The sequence below is a fragment of the Shewanella sp. 10N.286.51.B2 genome, from assembly GCF_041469265.1.
In the GTDB taxonomy this organism is placed as follows: domain Bacteria; phylum Pseudomonadota; class Gammaproteobacteria; order Enterobacterales; family Shewanellaceae; genus Shewanella.
This window is the reverse complement of sequence record NZ_JBFRKH010000013.1, coordinates 6,626-27,127: the sequence shown is the minus strand read 5'-3', so window position 1 is coordinate 27,127 and position 20,502 is coordinate 6,626. Positions and strand designations below refer to the sequence as shown.

The following is a 20,502-nucleotide window of genomic DNA, read 5'->3' as shown; positions in this document are numbered from 1 at the left end:
ATTCTCATCAGCCTCGCATTCGCGGGGCTTTTACTTTCTCTTGGTTAGATCAGTTTTTATACTTAACCTTGTTCATAAATATTTAACAATTAACGCTAAACTTTTTGCAGCTTATTCCGATAGTAATAAAACCGCTTGTGACAATTTGTAACCCTTGAGGCTATATGGCTTTTTGGGGGGATCAATGTTAAGCACCGCTAGCGCTAAAAGCTCATGACGAGTTGCTAGAAAAATATAATCACTACTTTCGGAACTGTATATGCAATCTCACAATAATAATAAATTACAGGCAACACTGCTTTATCCGTTAATCTCGTTGGTGCTGGTGGCATTGGTCATCATTGCATTTTTACCTTCTCAAATTGATAAAACCACGCTGTTACTCATTGTCGCGCTATTAGGTGCGGCGCAAACGATAGTAGGTCTGTATTTATTTAAGCAGTTTTTACACACACGCTTGAGTCAACTGGCTGAGTATCTAAGTTTAGTTATTAGTACGAAAGCCGCCCCTAAAAAGCCGCTAATCGATAGTGGTAATGATTTACTGGCGAAAATTACCAACGACCTTAGTGGTTTTATTGAAGAACTGAAATTGGTTTTAGATGACATTAAGCAAGATGCCAATAATTTTCACCATGGCTCGCAGGAGTTGGCGCAGCAAATGAATTCGGCTGAATCATCCGTTGCCAAAAGCACTGCTGAAACCGAGCTTATTTCAAGCTCATTAGCAGACATAGTGAAAACGGCAGATGAGTTATCAATCAATGCCGACGAATTTAAATCAACCTCTACGGAAGTGAAGCAATTACTTGAGCTCGGTAATAATGATGCGTTAAGTAATCAAACTGCCATGACCACCTTTGCCAATGGCATTGAAAGTTTGGTATCTGATTTAGATTTATTAAACAGCGACAGCCAGAAAATTGGTAATGTTTTAGAAGTGATTAAAAGTATTGCCGAGCAAACCAACCTATTGGCGCTAAACGCTGCCATTGAGGCCGCTAGAGCCGGTGAGCAAGGCCGCGGTTTTGCGGTTGTGGCTGATGAGGTTCGCGCATTAGCTCATCGCACTCAGGAGTCGACGGTAGAAATTCAAACTATTGTTTTAGAGCTGCAAGCCAAAGCGGGTAATGCTGTTAATGCCATTAGCGACAGTCAAAGAGTGACTAATGAAAGCGTGCAACAATGCCTGCGGGTCACCCAAGCATTTACTGATATTGGCGGCGCATTTGAGCAACTTGATAGTGTTGCCAGTAATATGACCTACAGCATTCAAGGGCAGCAATCTTCCACTAACAGTATCAGTAGTCGAGCGCTGGAAATTACCCGTTTGAGTCATGAAGTGCAGCAGAGCTTAAAAGCGATTTCAGACCGCGCTTATAGGCAACAAACCAGCTCTGAGCATCTTGAGAAAGTACTCACTCGAGTGTGTATTTAAACCCTAGCTAAATCATTACTTGCAAATCAATAGTCCATAAAAAAGGAGCCTTAGCTCCTTTTTTATGGGTTACGATTAAGTGCCATTGATCTTAATCAGCGCTAAATTCATCTAAAACCCAGGCTAATGGCGCTTGATACAGCTGCGGCATCCATTGTTGTAGCTGACCAATACTGTCGGTTAGCATCGCGCTATTATGAACCGATAAGTTTAAGTGACCCACTTTACGACCGACGCGAACTTCTTTGTTGTACCAGAATAACTCAGCGTTGGGTAAGCTTAACCAGCGGTCATCTTTATCAACACCAATTAAGTTCACCATCACACATTGATGATTCACTTGTGGGGTATGTAAAGGTAATCCGCACAAGGCACGCAGGTGCAATTCAAACTGATTGATATGACAACCTGATTGAGTCCAGTGACCAGAGTTATGAACCCGAGGGGCTAACTCATTAATCAGTAATTCATCACCAACCCGGAAACATTCCATCGCCATCACTCCAACATACTCAAGCTTATGCATAATTTTACTTAGCATGGCTTCAGCTTGGGCTTGTAAGTGGTTTAAGCGCGATAATGGCGCAATCGATGCCATTAAAATACCGTCTTGATGGAGATTTAACGCTAGCGGGTAAAATAAGCATTCGCCGGTTTGGGTTCGTACGCCCACTAATGACACTTCTTCATCAAAATTAATCGCTTGCTCAGCAATGGCTTCATTACGCCAATCAACAGGGATGGTGGTTGATTCAGCTTGTTTTAACCAGTGTTGACCTTTGCCGTCGTAGCCACCGGTGCGGCGCTTTAATAATACTCGCTCGCCATATTGCTGATGCAACTGCGCCGTTTGAGTATTATCGTCAACCAGCTCCCAAGGTGACGTTGGTACAGCTAACTCATCCAATAAGCTTTTTTGGGTAAAACGGTCTGCCAGCAGGCCAAAAACCGGGCCATTAATGAAATGCTTATGCTTGCTAAGTTGCAAGCTTAAGTTTGATTCAGGCCATTGCTCTCGTTCTGCGGTGATGACGTCAGTATCGTTAAGAGGTAAACGCTCATCTGATGGGGTCATAATATCAACCGGACGAACATTAATCGCTAAAGGCTGCCCAGCATGGGACAACATAGCGCCTAATTGACCATCACCTAAAACCCATACATTGTGCTGTGTAGCGTGGGTTTGATTTTTTTGCTCACCGTCCTGCTTAGCCATTAAGCTTCCCTCGGATCTGGATTTTCAAGGATTGAATTAGTTTGCTCTTCACGAAAAGCATCCAAACGCGCTGCAAGTTCACTGTCTTCAACCGCAAGAATTTGGCTAGCAAGTAAGCCGGCATTAAACGCCCCAGCAGTACCAATAGCAAGGGTACCAACTGCAATACCTTTAGGCATTTGTACGATAGACAGCAAGCTGTCCATGCCTGATAACGCTTTGCTTTGCACAGGCACACCCAGCACTGGAAGGCGGGTTTTTGAGGCAATCATACCGGGTAAATGTGCTGCACCACCGGCGCCGCCGATAATGACTTTAAAGCCTTTACCAGCAGCAGTGCTAGCAAAGTCCATGAGTTTGTCAGGAGTACGATGCGCTGAGACAACTTCAACGTGATATGGCACCTGCAGCTTATCCATAATTTCTGCGGCGGCTTCCATGGTCGGCCAATCACTCTTAGATCCCATAACTACGGCAACAAGGGCTTGCATGATAACTCCTTAACACACTTATTATATTAGAATAATTTTACTTATACCTGCATAGGGTACAGGCATTATAGGCTGCATTTTTGCGCCTATAAAAAAGGGGCTAGATAATATCATGTTGGCTCACATTTCGCTGCATTTCAGTGTTTTTTGGGGCTGAAACTCAGTTTGTGATTACGAATGCTTATACTGGCTTTTGGTAAACATCGAACAGCAATCGTGTACTGCAAGTTTTGGGTTATTGATAAGGTAAAAATTAACCCGTTAACGTTACGCATAATTAATGTGCTTTTGGGTTTATGGTATTGATTTATATTGTTTTGTTTTGGAGGTGATTAAATGTGAAAGATAAATAACCCTTTTTTAATCTGAGCACGTTAATAATAGTATTGTGGTTATTACGGAGTCATAGATGAGTAAATGTACAATTTATCAGGCGTGCAAACTAAGCCTATTGCTGCTTGTAAGCGTTAATGGGGTTGCTGAAACTCTAACATTACAGCCAAACTGCGTGGCTGCTCAGCAGACTGTTGTGAGTCATGGCGGCAACATGGTTAGTGGTGAAACGCCATTATCCCTGCTGACATTTAATACGGATAGCAGCGGCTGTATCAGCGACTATAACAGGCTAAAGCACTTACTCAACCAGCAAATCTGGCCTGAAAAAAATACCATCCAAAGCCAGAATTTACTCAATGCATTTCAATATGACTTTAGTCAATATCAGCCATTATCTGAAAACTATCAGATACATACTGAACTGGCGCCATCGCCTTATAATAATGACACCTTGCTGCTGTTGATTAATATCAAACAGAGTGACAAGGCCACAGAGCCTGCAAAGCAAGGCTTAGCTTATTTACAAGCCAAGTTACGCTTCAATCCAAGGTTGATTACGGAATACCGACTGATTGGTTTTGAGCGAAATTATGGCAACCCCGTTAATAAACAAATGTCCAAAGGCCATGCTCGATTGCAGGCTCAATCAAGTGGCCAATATAGTGCCTTGTATGAGTTGCGCATCGATGATTCAGCTGCTTATAAATCACCAGCCCATAAACCAAGTGCTCAGCAGCGCTTTAGTGCCGATAACCTCGCCACATTGTCATTGCATGACATGCGTATAACAAGCCAACAAGCTTTGCTTGGCCAGTTTGATATTGACATTGCTCAACAAGACAAATTCTTTCAACAAGCCAGTGATGAGTTTCGTTTTGCTGCAGCGGTGGCGGGTTTAGGGCAATTAATTAATCAAAGTAATTATGTTCATGGCTTTGATTATCATGAGTTAGTTAATATCGCTCTTGATGCTAAAGGGGCAGATAGCCAAGGTGAGCGCAGCGAGTTTATTGCCCTTGTTAAGCAGGCGATGCTAGTGTCTGTTACAAACAATGTCGGGATAAAAAAGCCCCATCAACGACAAGCTTATCCGATGCCGCAGCCTATTTATGATACTCCGCCAAAGCAGGGCAGCATTATTGGCAAGGCTATTTTTAACTAGCCTATTATTAACTCGGCTATTATTAACGAGCTCATTGTCGACAGGAGTATTAATGATAAGGTGCTGTGAATAATATAGCTCAATTGCAGAGTATTAATAGACAATCGCATTTACGCTGGGCAAACTGTTTAAAGTGATTAAAAACAGTCTATAAACCAAGGTTGCCGGCGGTGAAGGATAAAATAACTGCATTATCAGATGAGCAATTAATGTTGAATTATCAGCAAGGGGACTCGCTTGCTTTTGAGCAGCTGTATAGCAAACATAAAGGGCCTTTGTATCGCTATTTTGTGCGCCAAATCAACGATAAGCAATTAGCAGAAGATCTATACCAAGACACGTGGGGCAAGGTGATAAAAGCCGCCAGCAGTTATCAAGTCACAGCCAAGTTTACCACTTGGATTTATCGCATTGCCCATAACTTACTGATCGATCATGTGCGGGCGGTGAAACCACTCGATAAGCTTGCTGAAACCGCAGAAGAGGGCATGGATAGCTTTGATGCCAGCACACTGGATAGTTCTCATCGCAGTCGTCCTGATGAGCAACTGCTTGATAGCCAAAAAGGGCAATTATTAAAGACCTGTATTAGTAAATTGCCTCAATTACAACGAGAGGCTTTTTTGCTGAATATTGAATTGGGCTTAACAGCTACGGCAATCAGTGAGATTGCCGATGTAACCTTAGAGGCCACCAAAAGCCGCATTCGCTATGCCTATCAAAGTATTAAGCAATGTGTAGCGCTGAAATGGCAAGGGGCGGATCATGAGTGATTCTAAAGATAAAAGCTCAGTCAACGATAAGACTGATGAACAGTTTGTGGCTTTGCAGCAAGAAATTAAAACCCTGTATCAGCAGGATTTAGAAACGCCCCCCAAAGCGATGGATAAGGCTATCTTAGCCCAAGCTAAATTGAGCGCCGCTCCTGTTGAGCAGGCAAGAGCATCTCAAGGTGATTCAGCAGCCACAAATGTCGTGCAAGTGAGTTTTTGGCATAAGCATCGTTTAGGGCTGTCAACCGCGGCATCTGTAATGATCATTGCCAGCGTGATATTAGTTAATCCAAACTTTACCCAACATGCCAATATAGATGCGGGTGACAGTGTGCCAATGGCAACGAAAGCCACTGAAACGCCTATTTCAGCAACAGTAACGCCAACAACTATTTCAGCAACGCCAACGCCAATGACGGCAACGACAGTTGAGTCTGCCGCTGATGTGCTCCCAACTGTGACAACTAAAGTTATGCCTCAACAGCAGCGTGAATCTATGTCTGCGGCTCAATCACAACCACAATTACAATCACAACCAGAATCTCAGCCTCAAGCTCAATTACCAACGCCAGCACAAACTCGTTCAGCAGTTACTGTCATGAGCTCAGCTAACGACATTAACTCAGCTAACACGACTAGCGCAGCCAACGCAACTGGCGCAGCTAAGGCAACAAACTCCATTAATGCAATCAAGCATTTAGCTGAACTGTTAGATAACAAACAATTGGAGCAAGCTCAGGCATATTCGAAGGTTATTGAGCTGCAATTCCCTGAGATTATTCAGCAGCAGCATCCTCAATATCAGCAATACCAACAATTACAGCAGCGCTTAAGCTTGCAACAATCGATTCAATAATGGCACTAGTGCGCTAACAGTAACATTGGCTCTAGCTTGAAGATTTGTTGTCGAGCTAGGTGTCCAAAGCACCAAGGGTAACAACAAAAGTTGTTACCCTTTTTTTGCGGCGAATAAGTTAATTGTTACAAATTCTTAAACTTTTATCGCAATAAATACTGGGTTTTATACTGCTAAATCAGTTTAAGTTTGTTAGTTTGATTGCTTGAAAATAATAATATTTACAAGGACTTTTCTGACTATGAAACTTCGCCATTCTGTTAGCGCCTGTTTATTAGCTCTTGGGCTGTTAAGCACATCCGCTCTTGCGGTTAATTCAGACAATCAAGGCTATTACCGCGCGCCAGCGCTACATGATCAAACCTTGGTATTTACCGCCGAAGGCGATCTTTGGCTTAGTCAGTTAAATCAAACTTCAGCAACACGATTAACCACCCAAGCAGCAGAAGAAATCGATGCTGTGATTTCAAAAGATGGTAATTGGCTTGCCTATAGCGCGAACTATGATGGCGCTACTGAAGTGTATGTCATGCCGATCAAAGGCGGCGTTGCCAAGCGAGTAAGCTTTGAAAATAGTCGCGTCAGATTGCAAGGCTGGACAGCCAGCGGGGAGATTTTGTATGCCACCGATAATGCTAATGGACCGGCAAATTACTGGGTTCTTAAAACGGTAGATCCACAGACGCTGCAATTAACGGATTTACCCCTAGCAGATGCGATTGAAGGCACCATTGATGATGCGGGCGAGTATGTTTATTTTACTCAGTTTGGCCTGCAAACCAGTGGTGATAACGCCAAAGTTTATCGTGGCGGCGCTTTAGGTGAAATTTGGCGATTTAAATTGGGCAGTAATCAAGAGGCGCAAAAGCTGACAGCAGCTCATCAAGGCTCAGTAAGACAACCCATGCTGTGGCAAAATCGGCTTTATTTTATTAGCGACCAATCTGGCAATGATAATATTTGGTCGATGACGCTTGATGGTCAAGATGCTAAGCAACATACCCAATTTAGTGCTTGGCAAGTCAGAGATGCACAGTTAAATGATGGTCGAGTTGTGTTTCAGCATGGGGCAGATATTAAAGTCTTTAGCATTAATGATGGCAGTTCATCCTTAGTCGATATTAGCCTGACTTCAGATTTTCCCCATCGCCGTGAACATTGGTTAAAAGATCCAATGGCATTTGCTACCTCAGTGGAGTTAGCCGCCAGTGGCGATAAAGCGGTGATCACCGCTAGAAGCCATGTAGCCATAGCAAATCATGATGGCCGCCGCTTAATCCAAGTGCAATCACCCGCTAACGCCCGCATTAGAAATGCGTTATTAAGTACGGATGGTGATTGGGTTTATGGCATCAGTGATGCATCAGGCGAGCAAGAGATCTGGCAATTCCCCGCTGATGGCAGTGCAGGGGCAAAACAACTCACTAAAGATGGCAGTAGCTTAAGAACCAGTCTGCATTTATCACCCAATGGCCGCTATATTGCCCATGATGACTACGATGGCAATGTGTGGTTACTGGATTTAAACAAAGGTAAAAATACTAAAATCATCACCCATGGTGAAGGGTTAGGAGAATATCCGGATATCGTTTGGTCTGGTGATAGCCAATTTATTGCCTTAACCAAATTGGAAATGGGTCAACAGCGCCCGCAAATCGTGCTGTATTCGGTTAATGATAATAAAGCCCAATCCATTACCAGTGATAAATACGAGTCACATTCACCTAGCTTTAGCCCTGACGGACAATGGTTATATTTTTTATCAGCGCGGCACTTTAAAGCGACTCCTGGTTCGCCTTGGGGTGATAGAAATATGGGGCCGGTTTTTGATAAACGCACTGAAATCTTTGCCATCGCATTAACTGAAAAGTCGGTATTTCCCTTCGTAAAACCAACCGAGCTCAATAGCAGTATCATTGCCGATGCCAAAGAGGCTAGAAGTCAGGCTGATAGTAATCAAAAAGTCAAAGTGGATTGGGATAATATCAGTCAAAGACTCTGGCAAGTTCCGGTGGCATCAGGCAATTATTCCAGCTTAACTGCCAGTAAAGATAAGCTATATTTGCTCGATACAGTGGCAGATAAAAGCAGCTTAAAACTGGTGAAGTTTGATAACTTGTCGCCTGAGGTAACCGAGTTTTCCGCTGATATCAGCGACTATCAACTTTCAGATGATGGTGAAAAATTACTGCTAAGAAAACAGGCTAATCCAAGTGAGCTGCATATTGTTGATGCTGGCGATAAAATAGCCACAGAGCTTAAAAACACTCAGGTTGATACCGCCCAGTGGCAGTTATCTATAGCGCCAATGCAAGAGTGGCAGCAGATATTTGAAGATGCCTGGTTAATGCACCGTGACTCCTTTTTCGACAAGAATATGCGCGGGGTTAATTGGCAGCAGGTGAAGCAAAAATATCAGCCGTTATTAGCCCGCTTAACCGATAGAAATGAGCTTAATGATTTGTTCAAGCAAATGATGGGCGAGCTTGATTCATTGCACTCGCAAGTGCGCGGTGGTGATATAGCTAAAAACGACACTGCCACAGGGGCAAGTTTAGGGGCACGGTTAGCGCAAACCTCAAAAGGGGTGCTGATTAACCATATTTATCGTAACGACCCAGAGCTACCAACGCAGGCATCACCGCTGGCCCGTATTGACGTTGACGCCGCAGAGGGCGACATCATCAAAGCCATTAATGGTAAGCCTGTCAGCAGTCTTGCTCAGGTTAGTCAACTACTGCGTAATCAAACCAATAAACAAGTGTTGTTGGAGTTAACTCGTGGTAAAAAAAGCCATCAAACGATTGTTGTGCCCCATGATAACCGCACCGATGCCAAGCTGCGTTATTTAGACTGGGTCACCAATAATGCCGCTAAAGTCAGCAGTGCCAGTAAAGGCAACATTGGTTATTTACATTTGTATGCCATGGGGGCTGGGGATATTGAAAGCTTTGCCCGTGAGTTTTATACCAATTATGACAAAGACGGTTTAATCATTGATGTGCGTCGTAATCGTGGCGGTAATATCGATAGCTGGATTATTGAAAAGTTACTGCGCCGTGCGTGGGCTTTTTGGCAGCCCACCCATGGCACTGCTAATACCAATATGCAGCAAACCTTTAGGGGTCACTTAGTGGTGCTCGCGGATCAAATGACTTATTCAGATGGCGAGACCTTTTCAGCAGGCATTAAAGCCTTAGGGTTAGCGCCGTTAATTGGTAAGCAAACTGCGGGTGCAGGGGTTTGGCTTTCAGGGCGCAACAGCCTAACGGATAAAGGTATGGCACGGGTGGCGGAGTATCCACAATACGCTATTGATGGCAGTTGGATTGTTGAAGGCCACGGAGTTGAACCGGATATTGAGGTAGATAACTTACCTTTTGCCACATTCTCGGGCCAAGATGCCCAACTTGAAACCGCCATTCGTTATTTAAAAGATGAGCTGATCCAAAAGCCAATCGCGCCGTTAAAAGCTAAGCCAATTCCTGCAAGCGGATTTGCGGCAGATACTAAAGCGTAATTTTAAAGGCGCTAACTTGAGTTAAGCTTGGTAAATAAGTGTAAAAAAACCGATATCAAGTCAAGTTGATATCGGTTTTTTATTTGTAAATACAGCCTTTAGCAGGTATTTATCAGCCGTTAATTGCTACTTCAGAATTAACACTATTGGCGATAAAGCAATTGGCGTGGGCTTTGTCATGGATTTTATTTATCACTTCCTGACTGACTTCAATGCCTTCTGCAAAAGTTACCACTGGATTTAAGGTCATTTTGGTGACTGACAGCTTACCGTTATCATTTTTGCCTAGTTCTGCTTTGGCATTATCAACATAGGTTTCAACTGTTAGGCGTTTTAAATGGGCAATGGCTAAAAAGGTTAGCATGTGGCAAGAGGATAAGGCCGCAAGCAAACTTTCTTCAGGATTAACCTTGGCTTCATTGCCTTTATATTCAGGCGCAGAAGAGGCGTGAACAACTTGGCCTGTACCAAATTCGATTTGGTGATCCCGGTTAAACTCTGGCGCTTGATGATCAAAATGATCTGCTTGCCATTTTACCGTTAACTTAAAACCCATCATTTATCCTTTGTTTACAATTTCAAACACTTAGTGAGTAATCTGGTTAAAACTGTGATTAGAAGCATTACTCAAATGGTTTAGCTGAAAAGTATTCTACCTGAGTGAGTGACGAAATCTACCTCCCCTTAGATATTTAATGACTAGCCTATAGCCAAAAGTGGATTGCCGCGGATAGTGTAAATATTAATCATAATTAGCAAACCGATTTTAGCATTTGATTACATCAACTTAGCGACTACTGTAATAATTGGTATGTTAATAATATGTTGTGAATACGTATGCAGTAAATTGAGGCTAGCGCTGAACCATGTCTAGTATATCGGGATAATAATGCCTGATATTCCATTAGTCTGAGTCGTATAACTGAATGTTGGGTGACTATAAAGTCAGTAAGGTGAGGGGAAACTCAATGTTCAATTGTAAACCTAGTGTGTTATCGCTAGCGCTAGCTGCTGCGGGGGTCGGATTTGCTTTTTCATCCGATATAGCGCTTGCTGCCGATGGCATCAATACAGAAAAAACTCAGGTCGCTAATGCGGTCGAAAATGAAACTAATGTGGATAATGCCGCAGCAAATACCAGTAGCAATAATATCACCGCTGAAGATGACATTGAGGTTATTCGTGTCACCGGTTATAGCCGTAGTTTGATTGATTCACTTAATTCAAAACGTTATGGGGATACTGTTTCTGAGCAACTATCAGCAGATGACTTAGGCGCACTGCCAGATGTATCAATGGCGGATGCATTAACCCGTTTACCGGGGATTTCAGCGGTGAGAACCGGTGGCCAAGCTGCTCAAATCAATATTCGTGGTATGTCAGGTGGCTTTGTCTCTTCAACCTTAAATGGTCGTGAGCAGGTATCGACAAGTGGCTCTCGTAGCATTGAGTTTGATCAATATCCTTCTGAGCTAATTAGCTCTGCTGCAGTATATAAATCTTCTAAAGCATCATTACTTGAAGGGGGCGTAGCCGGTACGGTTGAGTTAGCAACGGTTAGTCCTTTGAGCAAAACAGAAAAACATAACTTTGTGGTGAATGCCCGCGCTATGTATAACGACCGCGCGAGTGAAGTGTATGGTGCGGAAGAATATGGCGATCGCGTCAGTTTTTCATATCAGGGTAAATTTCTTGAAGACACATTAGGTATTGCCGTTGGTTATGCAAGATTGAATCAGCCAAGCGTAGCAACTCAATTTATTGGCTTTGCATACAATGGCACAGCGGATGTCGACTTTATCGAAAATGACACCAATGGCCCGATTGGTGACGATGGCGATATGACTAACGCCCATAAAGAATATTTGGGTGAAGGTTTTGAACTACAGCATCTTGGCGGCGTTGAAACTCGAAATGGCTACATGGGGGCGATTGAATGGGCACCGGTTGATAATTTTGTCCTTAAAGCTGATGCATTTATATCTCGCTTTGACACAGAAGCCTTTGCCCGTGGTTTTAGGGTTAAGTTAGAGCCAGAAAGTGCTTCAATTGCCAACCCTGTTTTAGATGGTAACTCAGTGATTGGTGGTACTTACAACCGTAAGTCTACTGGTAACACGCGGGTTGAGTTGGTTAACGATGACAATCAAGATTTTGATGAAGTAAATAGCTATGGCATTAACGCTGATTGGCAAGTTACTGACAATCTTAATGTGAATGTTGATGTGTCTTTATCATCGGCAAAAAGTAATTTTCGTAATGGTTTGTTATGGTCAAATGTGGCAGTTGATGCCAACGCCGACACGCCCATTTTTGATGAAAATGTATCAATTAGCTACTTACTGAATGGTTTAGATTTACCCGATGTGGGTTTTAATCAAGCGGATGCATTTTCTGATACTGACCGTATGATGGTCAGCAAATATGGCATCTATCCCTATGTGAATGAAGATGAATTAATCGCTTATCGGATAGATTTTGAATACACCCTAGACAATGATGTTATATCCAGTGTTGAGTTTGGTAGTCGTTATTCAGACCGTACTTACTCTAATGACCGCTCAGTATTTGAATACGGAGTTGATAATGCTTTTTCGAGTTCGCAGCCGCCATTAAGATTGACCGATGACATGACCACTGTCGTTGATTGGGAAGGTGATTTTAGCTATTTCCCATCTTATTTAGCCATTGATGTTGATGCGGCACTTAACGCGTGGTTCCCAAATGGAACTCCGCAACCAGTGCAAACATGGGGTAACGCTGATGGTGTTGCACCGGGGCAAGCCCAAGGTTATACCAACAACTATTCATGGTCAGTATTGCAAAGTGGTGAAGTGTACGAAAAGGTTTGGTCTGGTTATGCCTTAGCCAATATCAATACTGAATTAGGTGGTTTGCCAATAACGGGTAACTTTGGCGTAAGGGTGGTAAACACCGAACAATCGGCAACCGTGCTTAAAAATGTGGGTGGCGATCCAGCTTTTGGTGCGCAAAACATTCTCGACGAAATCGGTATCAATAACTCGCTTTATGCTCCCATCGTTGAAGGGGTGAGCTATACCGATTACTTGCCTTCAATTAACCTTAACTTTCATGTGACAGAAAGCGCTCAAGTGCGTTTTGGCGCCGCGAAAGTGATGTCTCGCCCACCTATTAATCGCTTAGCGGGCGATGCGAGCGCTTCGGTCAGCGACACAGGTGAAATTAATGGTTCAAGCACTAATAACCCATTCTTAAAGCCTTTCTATGCCGATCAATACGATGTGTCTTATGAGTATTACTTTGATGAAGGTGCGTTTGTTGCTGCGCTTTTCTACAAAGATATTAAGTCATTTATTGATACCGACAGCATCGACAACTACGACTTTAAAGGCAATGGCTACAACGTGCCTGATTCGATTGAATTAGACAGTGGCCAAGTTGTGCCAACGGTTAATGGTACTTTCACAACGGCAATGAATAACGAAAAGGGCGGCTATATTCGCGGTTTAGAACTGGCCTACACCCAAGTGTTTGCTTCATTACCCGATGCGTGGTCAGGGTTAGGCTTTAATGCCAGTTATTCCTATACCGAATCTGAAATCGAAACCATTTCTACCTTTGCTGGTGAAGCATCAAAGCAAGGCCTACCTGGCTTATCAAATAATGTTGCAAGTGCAACGTTATTTTACAGTTATGAAGGCTTTGAAACTCGAGTTAGCGCTCGCTATCGTGACGACTTTATCTCAGAGCAAGTCGCTATTAATGAGCAGGTGGTCAATTTTGACGGTGAAACCGTGATTGATTATCAAGCGTCTTATCAAGTGACCGATGGGCTAGGACTGTTATTCCAAGTGAATAACTTAACTGACGAGCCAACTAAGAGCTATTTTGGCAACCAAAACAAAACCGGCACCATTCAGTACTTCGGTCGTGAATTTTATCTGGGGTTAAATTATGTCATGTAAATCTAACGCTGATGACGCCGCTACGAAACTTAGCTCAACCAAATGCCCAGTATCGAATTTAACAGGGAGAAGTGACTCATGATGAGCCTTTATAGAATAATAAAATTATCCGCAGTGACTTTATCGTTAACTGCTCTGTATGGTTGTGGTGGTGACTCAGTAGAGTCCGGTGAAGAACTGCTAACCTGTAATGTGCCCAATGTACCGAATGCCGAGGGCACTGCGTGTGTTCCACCGCCGCCATTAAGTTGTCCTGCACCGACTTTTCCTGATGCAAACAATGAAACGTGTGAAGTGGGCTTAAACCCTAACTTGCCTTTGCCTAGTGTGTTAGCGGGGGCAAATCAAGCGGTACTTTATTACCACCGCAAGCAAGATAAAAATAACACTGAGTCAAATCCAAAGTATTCAGCATATAAATTACACACTTGGAATAACGACAAATGTGACGCTTATGCTCCGCCATTTGACAGCACGGACTGGGCCAATGGACATCGTTTTACTGGGGTTGATGAAGTCTACGGCGCTTATTGGGTTTTAGAATTAAAAGAAGGCTATGGAGAATGTGCTAATTTCATTATTCATGATGGTGATGATAAGGCCATTGCTTCGGGCGATTTAAGCATGAGCTTAATTGCCTTTGAAGACGCAGACGCACCAGAAGCCATGTTCGATCGCACAAACTTTACCATTGATGGGATTGGCGATATTTATGCTTATCCTGTGTTAGATACTGGCTTTTCAATTGATGGTGCTAGTGCTCATTGGCTCGATCAAAATACTTTTGTATGGAATCAGTCAGCGGACGGAATCGCAAAATTTGTTATTCATCATTCTGATATTGCAGGAATTGCAGGAATTGCAGGAATTGCAGGAATTGCAGCTGACAATGATGGCAATATCAGTGGCACACAAGTTGAAGTTATGAGCAGTGAGCTAACTGATGCGCAAAAAGCCTTAGTACCGCATTTAGCGGATTGGCCTGCTTATGAAGCGAATTTTACTACAGAAGAAGCTAAGTCTATTGCTAAAAATCAGTTGGTTATGGTGGCTTATGATGGCGACGACAAACCTGTTGCAGCAACTCATGTTCAAGCCGCTAAAGTACTTGATGCACTGTACACCGCTGGTGAGAATGATGCTGATGAAGCTGACTTAGGCATAATCTATGATGGCAGTAACATCATGGCGAAAGTCTGGGCACCAACAGCTCAAACAGTGAATTTGAAAGTTTATGATGCAGCTAAAAACTTAACCCGTACTGAGTCGATGACCTTAGATGCTGAAACGGGGATTTGGTCATTTAGCGGTGATATGAGCTTAGACAGAATGTATTACCGTTACGAACTCATTGTTTTCCATCCTGTAACTAAAGCCATTGAAACACTTGAATCAACGGACCCTTATTCTCTGAATGTGTCAACCAATGGCCGCTATAGTCAATTTATTAACTTAAGTGATGATGACTTAAAACCTGATGGTTGGGATGACCACGAAGTCATGACGGTTGCCAATCCTGAAGATATCGTGATTTACGAAGGTCATGTTCGTGATTTTAGTGCTCGCGATGAAAGCACTAGCGCAGAAAACCGAGGTAAGTATTTAGCCTTTACTGAAGCGGGTAGTGCACCTGTTGAGCATCTACGTAAATTAGCTGAAAGTGGCGTGACTCATTTTCATTTATTGCCTGTCAATGATATCGCTACTGTTAATGAAGATCCGGCAGAGCGAGTTGATATCACAGACACTTTAGGCACCTTGTGTGACAAGATTGAAGACAGTGCAGATGCCTGTGTTACCCAAGATAAATCAGCCACAATTGAATCAATCCTAGAAGGAGCATTACCAGGCTCAAAAGATGCCCAAGCATTAGTTGAAGCTATGCGCGGCTATGACAGCTTTAACTGGGGGTATGACCCTCAGCATTTTATTGCCCCAGAAGGCAGTTATGCTAGCGATGCCGATGGCATTGCTCGAGTTAGAGAGTTACGTGAAATGAACTTAGCTTTACATGAGTTAGGGCTAAGAGTCGTGTTAGATGTGGTGTATAACCATACCAGTTCATCTGGGCTTTGGGATAACTCAGTGCTCGATAAAGTCGTGCCAGGTTATTACCACCGTTATAACGAAATTAGCGGTAACATTGAGTCATCCACCTGTTGTGATAATACCGCCACTGAACATCGAATGATGGATAAGTTTGTCTCTGATTCAATGGTGATTTTAGCTGAGCAATATGGTTTTGATGGTTTCCGATTCGACGTGATGGGTCATATGCCTAAGAGCAGTATTTTAGCTGCCCGTGATGCCGTTCAAGCGGTTGATGCTGATAACTACTTCTATGGTGAAGGTTGGAACTTTGGTGAAGTCGCCGATAATCGATTGTTTGAACAGGCCACTCAAGCCAATATGGCAGGCAGTGAAGTCGGTACCTTTAATGACCGTATTCGTGAGGCCGTTCGAGGGGGGGCTTTATTTGCTTCTGAGCAAAAAGATGATTATTTGCGTGACCAAGATACGCTGCGCTTATCAATGGCAGGTAACTTACAAAACTACGTCTTAAAAGACTTTAACGGCAATACTGCCACAGGGAGTAGCTTTAGCTGGAACTCACAGCCAACAGCTTACACCTTAGATCCTGCAGACAGTATTAACTATGTATCAAAGCATGATAACGAAACCTTATGGGATATTTTACAGTATTCAAATGATATTGGTTTATCGTTAGATAGCCGCGTACGAGTGCAAAATATTGCTGCTACGATTCCATTAATGAGCCAAGGTATTCCATTTTTACAAATGGGTGGCGACATGTTGCGCTCGAAATCATTAGACCGAAATACTTATGATTCCGGCGATTGGTTTAACTGGGTCGACTTTACTAAAGGCAGTAATAACTGGAATGTCGGCTTACCGTTAGAGCAAGATAATGCTGCCAAAATGGAGCAAATTATTGCGCTTGCGGGTAATCCTAATTCAGCTGCCTCTATGTCTGAAATTGAGTTTGCTTCTAACGTCTTTAATGAGTTTTTATCTATACGTAAAACGAGCCCACTACTGCGTTTAACGACTGAGCAAGACATTATTGACCGTGTTGGTTTCCATAATATTGGCAAGAATCAAACTCAGGGCGTAATTGTGATGAGTATTGATGATGGTGCTGATTTAACTGATATAGACCCTTCAGTTGATGCCATGGTGGTGATGATCAACGGCAGTGAAAGTGAGCAGTCTCATACAGTGCCGACTGCATCTGGGTTTAGTTTGCATCCAAGTTTATCTATGTCGATTGACACCACAGTGCAAAGTGCCAACTTTAGTGAGGGGACTGAAGAGGGCACGTTTACTGTACCGGCTTATACCACAGCAGTGTTTGTGAAAAACCAAGGTGATACACAAGGTGCAGGTTTAAGTGCTAATGCTACAGCGGGTGCGCCAGATGTTGTGCCATATGGCAGCACTGAAGTATTTGTTCGTGGTGGCATGAATGGCTGGGGTGAAGTGGATAGCTTTACCTATATTGGTAGTGGTGAATATCGCATTGCAATTACTTTAGCCGCGGGTGGCTATGACTTTAAAGTGGCATCCAGTGATTGGAGCACTGTGGACTTTGGCGGCGTGTCAGATGCCGAAGCGGGAGTTGATGAAGACGTAGCTGAGCCACTTGCTAGAGCGGGCGCAAATTTAAGCTTTACCGCAACACTTGATGGGACTTATGTGTTCTCACTTAATGCAGCAGATAAAGATAACCCAGTGCTAACCGTATACAACGAAGAGCCTTTCGTTGGCACTAGTGTTTATGTTCGTGGCGGCATGAATGGTTGGGGCGAAACCAATGAATTGGTTTACATGGGTGGCAGTATTTACCAAGCAGAAATATTGGTATCAGCAGCAAACCATGAATTTAAAGTTGCCTCAAGTGATTGGTCTACAGTTGATTACGGCAGTTTAGATGATAATGGTGCAGTGACCTTAGATACTGCCAAAGCGTTAGCGGTTGCAGGGACGAATATGAGTCTCAACTTTGAAACTGAAGAAATGTACACTTTTACTTTTAATATGAGTAATCGTTTAGAGCCAATGCTAACTGTCAATAAAACAGAAATGTTTGGCACTAATACTGTGTATATTCGTGGCGGAATGAATGGCTGGGGTGAAGTTGATGCACTAACTTACCAAGGTTCTTCGGTTTACCATGTTGATATCGCTTTAGAGGCGGGCAATCATGAATTTAAGATTGCTACTGCAGATTGGTCTACTGTTGATTTTGGTGCTATTGCTGGCGAAGAAACGGTGTTAGAAGGTGAAATGAAGTCATTGGCATCCAAAGGGGCTAATATGAATTTTAATGCTGCAGATGCTGGCACATATCGATTTACGGTAACTGGCCCCAGTGCGAGCTCTCCCACCTTGTCGGTAACCAAAGTTAACTGACTTTAACGATAAACTTATCTCAAATGACCGATATAACAAAACCCAGCTTATGCTGGGTTTTTTATGAAATCCACTCCAGTGCTTAAAAGTGAGTGTAAAGCGTGAATTATCACTTTTAGTCATAGATTAACTTGAGGCCATGGACGCTTGAACTGTGCCTTAATTTAGCTTTTTTGGCTGATTTTTAAACTATTTTGAAGGTTAATTTTCTTAAAAAACAGCTAAATGCACAAATAAAGTGCAAACACGACAAAAGTTGCAGATTTTGTTTTAATTTTATGTCTATACTGAAGTTGTAAGACAAATGAATCGCTGCAAACAAAATAATTAACACTAGTATGAGGTGGTAGTGAGAAATTTTTGTAATGTTAACAAAAATTTATCCAACTTCCCTTGAGTTCTAGGACACAAGTCCTCAAATATACTGGTGTAAGAATAAAATTGCTTAAAGAAAGTGAAGTATATAGCGTCGCTATATTATTAAAGGATATTTATCTATGAAAATAAATCTTTCGGGTCACCATGTCGATGTTACTGATACTGTAAAAGAACACGTCAATCAAAAATTCACTAAAATAGCCAGTCATTTCCCAACGCTAATATCACTCGATATTATTATTTCAAAAGAGCACGGCGAGTTTGAAGTAGAAATTACCACGAACTATGAAGGTAGCCGAATCGCTGCCAAAGCGTCAGATCCCGTTATGTACCCAGCACTTACCCAAGCAGGTAAAAAACTTGATGCCGCACTCAAGCATCGAAAAGGACAATTAAAAGCAGATTTACATCAGAAGCCCGAGGTTACAGCACCTGAAATAGCTTATGAAAAAGTTCAAGAAATGGAATTAAAATAAGCGACTTGCCCTTATTTTAGCTACAAAGGTAAGCCATAAAAAAACGCAGTCTATTGACTGCGTTTTTATTGGGCTCATCCGCTTTAGGGCTGGCGTAAGAGCTGTTGCTGTTAGTCGTTAATCTCAGCATTGTGATAAACGTTTTGTACGTCATCACAGTCTTCTAAAGCAGCAATAAATTTATCGAAGGTTTCAACATCTTCACCGGTCACTTCGGTCATGGCCTGAGGTACAAATGTGATATGTTCAACTTCAAATTCGATGTCTGCATTATCTTCAGTTAATGCCACACGGACTTTATTGTATTCAGTGATTGGTGAGAAAACGCTGATCATGCCATCTTCTAACTCAACATCAGTCACGTCCACATCAGCCATCATCAGCAATTCTAAAACGGCTTCATCGTCATCACCAGGAAATACAAATACGGCTTGGTGGTCAAAACTGTGAGCAACAGTACCAGGTCCACCTAACTTAGCATCATTTTTAACGAAAGCTTGACGCACTTCAGTGAAAGTACGTTTCACATTGTCAGTTAAGCAATCTACGATGACTGAACATCCACCAGGGCCAAAACCTTCATAACGCGCGGTATCATAATCTTCACCGCCACCGCCTTTGGCTTTTTCAATGGCACGTTCGATAACATGAGTCGGTACTTGGTCTTTTTTCGCTCGTGCAATTAAGCTGCGTAATGCTAAGTTACCGTCAGGATCAACACCACCATTTTTAGCTGAAACATATATCTCTTTACCGTAGCGCGAGTATAAACGCGTTTTTTGGCCAGCGGTTTTAGCCATAGATTCTTTGCGGTTTTGGTATGCTCTTCCCATCTTAATCTCAGTCTTATATCGAAAAATTGTCGATGATTCTAGCAAAAATTATCGCAACTGTTTAGGGGCTGTATCTGTTTCAATGTTAATTTTACTGGTTTTTGCTCATTTTCTTGCCAGCAGCACAAAAATGACCGCTGTAGATATTAAAATTCCCCCTAATTTTTGAACAAAATCATCATTAAGCAGTGAGCTAGGTCAAATTAACAATACCTTTGTAAGTAATATGTTGTTCAGTTTCTCGATAAATCAATAATTCATGACTAGACTTATCATAAGGGAACTAATAGTCATGTTAGCCGCTTTATAAGGATGAGAGTGAACTTATGACAGAAGTAACGCAGCCGTTAGCCACAGTTGATAAAGATAATAAAGCGACAGTAACGGTATTATTTTATGATGCTCCGGCAGGTCTATCTATGAATAACACTGTACTGAAAGGGTTGCATGTCAGTGCCGCTGGAAGGGTAATATTGCCCGATGAGTTTCGAGAGGGTAAGTCGATTATTGCCGTGCTTGATGGTGAGTGCACAGTGCTTAACACCTTGGGCGAGCGAGTTTATTCTCAACAAAAAATGATTGGTAACTAACTAATTTTTTATAATCAAACAGCAACTAACATCATTAAATAAAACTAGGGCG

General features: G+C 42.6%; 13 protein-coding genes. 9 read left to right on the top strand and 4 right to left on the bottom strand.

All coding sequences use genetic code 11. From position 1 onward, the window contains the following. The first annotated feature begins 259 nt into the window (after positions 1–259). A complete protein-coding gene (locus AB4140_RS03480) occupies positions 260–1,438 on the top strand; it encodes a methyl-accepting chemotaxis protein (protein ID WP_102477195.1) in 1,179 nt (392 codons plus the stop codon). A gap of 91 nt (positions 1,439–1,529) precedes the next feature. Here AB4140_RS03480 and purK read toward each other — a convergent pair whose 3' ends face one another. Both purK and purE read right to left on the bottom strand, forming a co-directional pair. Further along, the gene (gene purK / locus AB4140_RS03475; protein WP_102477196.1) at positions 1,530–2,654 is read right to left on the bottom strand and encodes a 5-(carboxyamino)imidazole ribonucleotide synthase; all 1,125 of its coding nucleotides are present in this window, start codon (positions 2,652–2,654) and stop codon (positions 1,530–1,532) included. After that, entirely contained in the window at positions 2,654–3,145 is a 492-nt protein-coding gene (gene purE, locus AB4140_RS03470) for a 5-(carboxyamino)imidazole ribonucleotide mutase (protein ID WP_076542981.1), read from the bottom strand. The genes purK and purE overlap by 1 nt, the downstream gene beginning before the upstream one ends. A 409-nt stretch (positions 3,146–3,554) precedes the next feature. Between purE and AB4140_RS03465 the strand changes: the two genes are divergently transcribed. The 4 genes from AB4140_RS03465 (at position 3,555) to AB4140_RS03450 (ending at position 9,792) form a co-directional block, all read left to right on the top strand. Then, the gene (locus AB4140_RS03465; protein ID WP_371999809.1) at positions 3,555–4,643 is read left to right on the top strand and encodes a von Willebrand factor type A domain-containing protein; all 1,089 of its coding nucleotides are present in this window, start codon (positions 3,555–3,557) and stop codon (positions 4,641–4,643) included. Positions 4,644–4,852: 209 nt separating this feature from the next. Next, positions 4,853–5,416, top strand: a complete 564-nt coding sequence (locus tag AB4140_RS03460; protein ID WP_102438140.1) for a sigma-70 family RNA polymerase sigma factor — start codon at positions 4,853–4,855, stop codon at positions 5,414–5,416. Further along, positions 5,409–6,272: a hypothetical protein gene (locus AB4140_RS03455; RefSeq protein ID WP_371999807.1), complete on the top strand. Its 864-nt coding sequence runs from the start codon at positions 5,409–5,411 to the stop codon at positions 6,270–6,272. Before AB4140_RS03460 ends, AB4140_RS03455 begins: the two co-directional genes overlap by 8 nt. Positions 6,273–6,513: 241 nt before the next feature. Further along, positions 6,514–9,792, top strand: a complete 3,279-nt coding sequence (locus tag AB4140_RS03450) for a S41 family peptidase (RefSeq protein ID WP_371999805.1) — start codon at positions 6,514–6,516, stop codon at positions 9,790–9,792. A 112-nt stretch (positions 9,793–9,904) separates the two neighbouring features. On the opposite strand, the gene AB4140_RS03445 is transcribed toward AB4140_RS03450, so the two are convergent. Beyond that, positions 9,905–10,348, bottom strand: a complete 444-nt coding sequence (locus AB4140_RS03445) for an OsmC family protein (protein WP_102438126.1) — start codon at positions 10,346–10,348, stop codon at positions 9,905–9,907. Positions 10,349–10,760: 412 nt separating this feature from the next. On the opposite strand from AB4140_RS03445, the gene AB4140_RS03440 reads away from it, so the two are divergent. The 3 genes from AB4140_RS03440 to hpf all read left to right on the top strand — a co-directional run bounded on the left by AB4140_RS03440 (position 10,761) and on the right by hpf (position 19,027). Beyond that, positions 10,761–13,739 (top strand): TonB-dependent receptor, encoded by a 2,979-nt coding sequence (locus AB4140_RS03440; protein ID WP_303413461.1) that lies wholly within the window; start codon positions 10,761–10,763, stop codon positions 13,737–13,739. A gap of 78 nt (positions 13,740–13,817) precedes the next feature. Continuing rightward, positions 13,818–18,173 carry an alpha-1,6-glucosidase domain-containing protein gene (locus AB4140_RS03435; protein ID WP_371999803.1) on the top strand — a complete coding sequence of 1,452 codons (4,356 nt, stop codon included), beginning with the start codon at positions 13,818–13,820 and terminating at the stop codon, positions 18,171–18,173. A gap of 497 nt (positions 18,174–18,670) precedes the next feature. Continuing rightward, positions 18,671–19,027 carry a ribosome hibernation-promoting factor, HPF/YfiA family gene (gene hpf, locus AB4140_RS03430; protein WP_102477203.1) on the top strand — a complete coding sequence of 119 codons (357 nt, stop codon included), beginning with the start codon at positions 18,671–18,673 and terminating at the stop codon, positions 19,025–19,027. Positions 19,028–19,137: 110 nt separating this feature from the next. Here the strand turns inward: hpf and AB4140_RS03425 are convergent, their stop codons facing one another. Then, the gene (locus tag AB4140_RS03425) at positions 19,138–19,860 is read right to left on the bottom strand and encodes a YebC/PmpR family DNA-binding transcriptional regulator (RefSeq protein ID WP_102438132.1); all 723 of its coding nucleotides are present in this window, start codon (positions 19,858–19,860) and stop codon (positions 19,138–19,140) included. A 326-nt stretch (positions 19,861–20,186) separates the two neighbouring features. On the opposite strand from AB4140_RS03425, the gene AB4140_RS03420 reads away from it, so the two are divergent. After that, positions 20,187–20,450, top strand: a complete 264-nt coding sequence (locus tag AB4140_RS03420) for a TIGR02922 family protein (protein WP_102438134.1) — start codon at positions 20,187–20,189, stop codon at positions 20,448–20,450. Positions 20,451–20,502 lie beyond the last annotated feature (52 nt).

Coding starts and splice junctions, on each gene's coding strand:
- AB4140_RS03480 (WP_102477195.1), top strand. CDS start 260: ATGCAATCTCACAATAATAATAAATTACAGGCAACACTGCTTTATCCG.
- purK (WP_102477196.1), bottom strand. CDS start 2,654: ATGGCTAAGCAGGACGGTGAGCAAAAAAATCAAACCCACGCTACACAG.
- purE (WP_076542981.1), bottom strand. CDS start 3,145: ATGCAAGCCCTTGTTGCCGTAGTTATGGGATCTAAGAGTGATTGGCCG.
- AB4140_RS03465 (WP_371999809.1), top strand. CDS start 3,555: ATGAGTAAATGTACAATTTATCAGGCGTGCAAACTAAGCCTATTGCTG.
- AB4140_RS03460 (WP_102438140.1), top strand. CDS start 4,853: ATGTTGAATTATCAGCAAGGGGACTCGCTTGCTTTTGAGCAGCTGTAT.
- AB4140_RS03455 (WP_371999807.1), top strand. CDS start 5,409: ATGAGTGATTCTAAAGATAAAAGCTCAGTCAACGATAAGACTGATGAA.
- AB4140_RS03450 (WP_371999805.1), top strand. CDS start 6,514: ATGAAACTTCGCCATTCTGTTAGCGCCTGTTTATTAGCTCTTGGGCTG.
- AB4140_RS03445 (WP_102438126.1), bottom strand. CDS start 10,348: ATGGGTTTTAAGTTAACGGTAAAATGGCAAGCAGATCATTTTGATCAT.
- AB4140_RS03440 (WP_303413461.1), top strand. CDS start 10,761: ATGTTCAATTGTAAACCTAGTGTGTTATCGCTAGCGCTAGCTGCTGCG.
- AB4140_RS03435 (WP_371999803.1), top strand. CDS start 13,818: ATGATGAGCCTTTATAGAATAATAAAATTATCCGCAGTGACTTTATCG.
- hpf (WP_102477203.1), top strand. CDS start 18,671: ATGAAAATAAATCTTTCGGGTCACCATGTCGATGTTACTGATACTGTA.
- AB4140_RS03425 (WP_102438132.1), bottom strand. CDS start 19,860: ATGGGAAGAGCATACCAAAACCGCAAAGAATCTATGGCTAAAACCGCT.
- AB4140_RS03420 (WP_102438134.1), top strand. CDS start 20,187: ATGACAGAAGTAACGCAGCCGTTAGCCACAGTTGATAAAGATAATAAA.